The organism is Streptomyces sp. NPDC002044 (assembly GCF_040296725.1).
Lineage (GTDB): Bacteria > Actinomycetota > Actinomycetes > Streptomycetales > Streptomycetaceae > Streptomyces > Streptomyces antarcticus.
The window spans coordinates 1-4954 of sequence record NZ_JBEOXU010000258.1; the positions used below are offsets into that span (position 1 = coordinate 1).

Annotated in this window: 5 protein-coding genes; 2 read left to right on the plus strand and 3 right to left on the minus strand. The window is 73.3% G+C overall.

The annotated features are described in order from the left end of the window. A partial coding sequence (locus ABT106_RS31020) for a cytochrome P450 family protein (protein WP_502979535.1) occupies positions 1-1204 on the minus strand: 1204 nt, incomplete at its 3' end. A 121-nt stretch (positions 1205-1325) separates the two neighbouring features. On the opposite strand from ABT106_RS31020, the gene ABT106_RS31025 reads away from it, so the two are divergent. After that, complete coding sequence (locus tag ABT106_RS31025) at positions 1326-2534, plus strand: globin domain-containing protein (RefSeq protein WP_351284146.1); 1209 nt, start codon at positions 1326-1328, stop codon at positions 2532-2534. 26 nt (positions 2535-2560) lie between these two features. Here the strand turns inward: ABT106_RS31025 and ABT106_RS31030 are convergent, their stop codons facing one another. Together ABT106_RS31030 and ABT106_RS31035 are read right to left on the minus strand one after the other, a co-directional pair. Next, positions 2561-3616: a nucleoside triphosphate pyrophosphohydrolase gene (locus tag ABT106_RS31030; RefSeq protein WP_351284149.1), complete on the minus strand. Its 1056-nt coding sequence runs from the start codon at positions 3614-3616 to the stop codon at positions 2561-2563. A 28-nt stretch (positions 3617-3644) separates the two neighbouring features. Continuing rightward, a complete protein-coding gene (locus ABT106_RS31035; protein ID WP_351284152.1) occupies positions 3645-4271 on the minus strand; it encodes a SurA N-terminal domain-containing protein in 627 nt (208 codons plus the stop codon). Between the two features lie 175 nt (positions 4272-4446). On the opposite strand from ABT106_RS31035, the gene ABT106_RS31040 reads away from it, so the two are divergent. Continuing rightward, a partial coding sequence (locus ABT106_RS31040) for a YfhO family protein (RefSeq protein WP_351284155.1) occupies positions 4447-4954 on the plus strand: 508 nt, incomplete at its 3' end.

Sequence of the window (4954 nt, forward strand, 5' to 3'; positions counted from 1 at the left end):
AGTAGTGGATGCCGTGGCCGTATCCGAGGTGCTGGTTGTCGGTGCGCGCGAGGTCCAGGGCGTCCGGGTCGGCGAAGCGGCCGGGGTCCCGGTCGGCGGCCGCCAGGACGACCAGCACCGGATCTCCGGCCGCCACCGCCCGGCCCCCGAGGGTCAGCGCCTCGGTGGCGAACCGCCAGGTGGCGAGCTCCACCGGCCCGTCGTAGCGCAGCAGCTCCTCGACACCGGTCTCCAGCAGGCCGCGCTCCCCGGCCGCCAGGGAGCGCTGGAGGCGCTCGCGCTGGTCCGGGTTCATGAAGAGGGAGTGGACGCCGTTGCCGATGAGGTTCACGGTCGTCTCGAACCCGGCGAACAGCAGGATGAAGGCCATCGCGGTGGCCTCACCCTCCGTCAGGTGATCCCCGTGGTCGCTCGCCCGGATCAGGTCGGAGATCAGGTCGTCGCCCAGATCGTCCCTTTTGCGGTGGATGAGCTCGCCGAGGTACGTACGCATCTGCTTGACCGCGCGCCCGACGCCGCCGCGCGGACCCCCGCCGTGCCGGATCATCATCCCGGCCCAGTCCCGGAAGTCGTCCTGGTCCTCGCGCGGGACGCCGAGCATCTCGCAGATGGCGTAGATGGGGAGCGGGAAGGCGAACTCGTGGATCAGGTCGGCCTCCCCCGTCTCCGCGCCCCGGGACTTCTCCACGATCCGGTCGATGAGGTGGTCGGTGAGCTCCTGCACGCGCGGGGCGAACTCGGCCACCCTGCGCGGGGTGAACGCCTTCGACACCAGCCGCCGCAGCCGGGTGTGGTCCGGCGGGTCGATGTTGAGCAGGTGGGTCATCAGCTCGGCCTTGCGCTCGCCCGGAATGCCCGTCTTGCCCTTGGCATGCGGGGACTCCGCGTGGTGCGCCGGGTTCTTGCTGAGCCGCTGGTCGGCGAGGGCCTGGCGGGCGTCGGCGTAGCGGGTGACCAGCCAGGCTTCGACACCGCTGGGGAGCGTGGTGCGGTGCACCGGGGAGTGCTCGCGCAGCCAGGCGTAGGCCGGGTACGGGTCGGTCGCGAACTCCCAGTCGAACAGGGTCGGGCCGGGGGCGGCCGGGGTGGGGTACGGGCACTCGGACGGGCCGTCGGACGGAGTGGCCGAAGCGTTCTCGGACGGGGTCGCGGACGGGCCCTCGGACGGGGTCTCGGCTGGTGTCGCGGGAGTCTGCTCATGCACCCGACGACCGTATCCCGGCGTTCACCCGCCACCCCCTATGGGTGTTTCGTCGCGGCTGTCCGTAGATCCGCCATCGCTTGACCTCAGGTTCGCGGCCCTTCCTACTTTCGGTTTTGTGGATGTGAGGATCTTGAAGAGCAGTTTCGCGGTGGTGGAGAGAAGGGCCGAGCACGCGGTCAAGTTCTTCTACTCCCACCTGTTCTGGCACAACCCCGGGATCCGCGCGCTCTTCCCCGCGTCCTGCGAGGACATGGAACGGCAGCGGGACCGGCTCTTCGCCGCGCTCACGCACGTCGTCGCCGAGCTGGAGAGCGAGGCCCTGCTCCCCTATCTCCGCGACCTCGGGCGCGACCACCGCAAGTTCCTGGCCGGCCCCGAGCACTACGCGGCCGTCGGCGCCAGCCTCATCGCCGCCCTCGCCGAGACCTCCGGCAGCGCCTGGACCCCCCAGGCGGAGAAGGCGTGGACCGAGGCGTACCAGATGATCGCCGACGCGATGGCCGAGGGCGCCGACGCAGGCGAGGATCCGCCCTGGTGGGACGCGGAGGTCGTCCGTCACCTCCAGTACGGGCAGGACATCGGCGTCGTGACGCTCAAGCCGCTGCTCCCCTTCCCCTATCTCCCGGGTCAGTACGCGAGCGTGAGCAGCGAGCGGGTGCCGACGACCTGGCGCACGTACTCACTCGGCAACGCGCCCCGTCCCGACGGCACCGTCGACCTGCACGTCAGCCGGATCGAGGACGGCCGGCTCAGCACCACCCTGGTCCGCGACACGCGGCCCGGCGACATGCTGCGCCTCGGCGCCGCCGGCGGGCAGCTCGTCCTGCGCCGCGAGGACCGGCCCGTCAGCCTCATCGCGGCCGGCACCGGCTGGGCTCCGGTCCGGGCCCTGCTGGAGGAACTCGCGGAGCATCCGCCCGATCAGGACGTACGCCTCTTCGTCGTCGCCCGGGACGCCGCGCACCTCTACGACCGGCCGCTCATCGACGCGTACGCGGGGGCGTGCCCCTGGCTCGGCGTCACCTACATCACGCCCGCCCCCGGGCAGCACCGCAACCAGGCCACCGACCGGCTGGCCACCGCCCTCAGCAACCGCGCGCTCTGGCCCGACCAGGACGTCTACCTCAGCGGACCGGCCCCGTTCATCGAGGAGACCGCGTACCTGCTGGAGGAGCTGGGCGCCCGGCCCGGCCGGATCTTCCACGACACGGTGCCCGGCGCGGGCCGGGGCAACGGCCCCGGCGGCCGGCCGCTGGGCTTCGGCGAGTGGTTCCTGAACCGCCCGGCACCGCACTGGCACAACCCCTCGGGCCGCGCACCGCGCCCCTGAGCGGGGTTCACCCGGACCGGCCCGGCCTACGGTCCGACGCCCTCGGCGGCCCGGATCGCGTCCCGGTAGGCGCGGGCCGCCGCGCGCAGGGCGGTCTCGGGGTCGGTCCCCGCCGCCTCGGCGCGCGCCGCCAGCGCCAGCAGTTCGTAGCCGATGCCCTCGCCGCGGGGCAGCTCCACGGGCACCGCGCCCGTACGGACGCGGCCGGCGAGCTTGGCCGCGAGCGCGAGGCCGGGCTGGCCGAGCGGGATCCCGTCGGTGACCGACTCCCGCTGCTTCTCGACCGCCTTGGTCCGCAGCCAGTGCGCCGCCACGTCTTCCGGGGTGTCCGCCGTCGCGTCCCCGAACACGTGCGGGTGGCGGTGGACCAGCTTCTCCACCAGGGTCCCGGCGACGTCGTCGATGGAGAACGGCCCGTCGCCGTCCTCTCCCTCTTCGCCCTCTTCGCGCCCTTCGCCGTCTTCGCCCTCTTCGGCCTCCGCGCGGTACTCCTCGGCGATGCGCGCGTGGAAGACGACCTGGAGGAGCACGTCGCCGAGCTCCTCGCGCAGCTCCGTCCGGTTCCCGTCCTCGATGGCCTCGACGAGTTCGTACGCCTCCTCGATCCCGTACTTCGCCAGGCCCCGGTGGGTCTGGCGGGAGGACCACGGGCACTCGCGCCGGATCCGGTCCATCACCTGGACCAGGTCGAGCAGGCGCGCGCCCGGCAGGTCGTAGGAGCCCGGCAGCAGTTCCAGGTCCGGCATGGAGACCCGGCCCGAACCCGCGAGCCGGGCCAGGCCGTCGGTCAGCCGCCGGTCGCCCTCGCCGCCCGGGAGCACCACGACGGTCCGCCCGCCGGCGCAGGCCGTCACCAGCGCGTGCGCGTCCGGGGCTTCCCGCTCGACCTCGATGCCCGCGTCCCGCAGGTACGGCAGCTGCGGGTGCGCGGGGTCGGCGCACAGCACCCGGTCCGCGGCGTGCAGGACCTGCCAGGCGGGCCAGGACAGCACCCCGGGGGCGACCCGGTGGCTGGTGGTCAGCAGGACGATGCGGCCGGTGGGCTCGGCGGGGACGGGCTCGGCGGGTACGTGGTCGGTCACCCGGCGAACCTACCCCCGGCGGCCGGGCTCAGGCTCCGGCGGGGGCCTGCTCGGGGCGGGTCTTCTGGGTGATCCAGGGGGTCTGCGCCTCGCCGAGCTGGACCTGCGCGGCGTCCCACGCCCCGTAGCGCGGGTTCACCTCGATGTCGAGCGCCTTCGCGGCCGCCGCCGCGGGCTCGGCGAGCTTGCCGTTGCCGTACTTGGCGTTCAGCTTCGCGAGGAGCACCCGGTCGGTGAGGAACCGGTCCGACTGACCGGGGGCGGTGGCGGCCTTCTGCAGGAGCAGCGCCTCGAACTGGGCGGCGCCGCCGTTGCCCTCGGCGAACGCCTTGCGCTCCTCCTCGATCTCCTTGGTGGTGACCGTGAGACCGGCGGAGTCGGCCATCTTGTCGATGATGCGGCTCTGGAGCATCGAGCCGAGCTTGAGCCGCTCCAGGTTGGGCGTCGCCGCGATGAGTTCGGCGGCGGCCTGCCCGGAACGGTTCTGCGCGGCGCGCACGTCGTTGACCTGGGCCTGGAGCGCGGAGGTGGTGATCCGCTCCCCGCCCACGACGGCCGCGGTGCCCGCGTGGGGCTGGCCGCCCGAACAGGCGGACAGCAGGGGGGCCGCCAGGAGCAGGGCGACGGAGACGGAGAGCGCTGCGCGACGGTGCAAAGGAGCCTCCAGGGCCGGGAGATTGTGCTTCGGTGCACAAGCCTTGCGGTGATCGATGGTATGCAGTCAGGGTGGTCCGGGCCACCGGTTCGACCAACGATTCCCGGGGTGTTGGGGTGCGTGTTCACCCGGTGGCCATCCTTCGGACCTCCGGCGCTGCCAGGGTCGGCCCACCATGTCGACACCGCACCGCTCTCCGCGCCGCCTGAGCCTGCTCGGCTCGGCCGCCGCCGCCCTGCTCACGGCGGTGGCCGTGGGCGCGGGGGACGCCGTCGCCCGCGTCTTCCCGTACGGCCCGCGCCACCGCAGCGTCAACGACTTCGGCAACCAGTTCGTCCCCTTCCACGCGCACCTGTGGGACCTGCTCCACGGCCGGGCCCGGGGCGGGCTGCTGGTCAACTGGCAGTCCGGGTACGGGACCAGCTTCCTGCCGGACCTGGGCACCTACCTGACCAGTCCGTTCGCCCCCCTCGTCGGGCTCTTCCCGCGCGACGGCATCGACCTCGCGGTGTACGTGGTCACGGTGCTCAAGACGGCCGCGGCCGCGGCGGCCATGGCCTGGCTGCTGCGCACGCAAGCCCGCGGCCCGTGGTGGGCGGCGGGGCTGCTGGGCGCCTCGTACGGGCTGTGCGGCTGGTCGGTGGTCGAGGGCTCGTACAACCCGATGTGGCTGGACGGGCTGA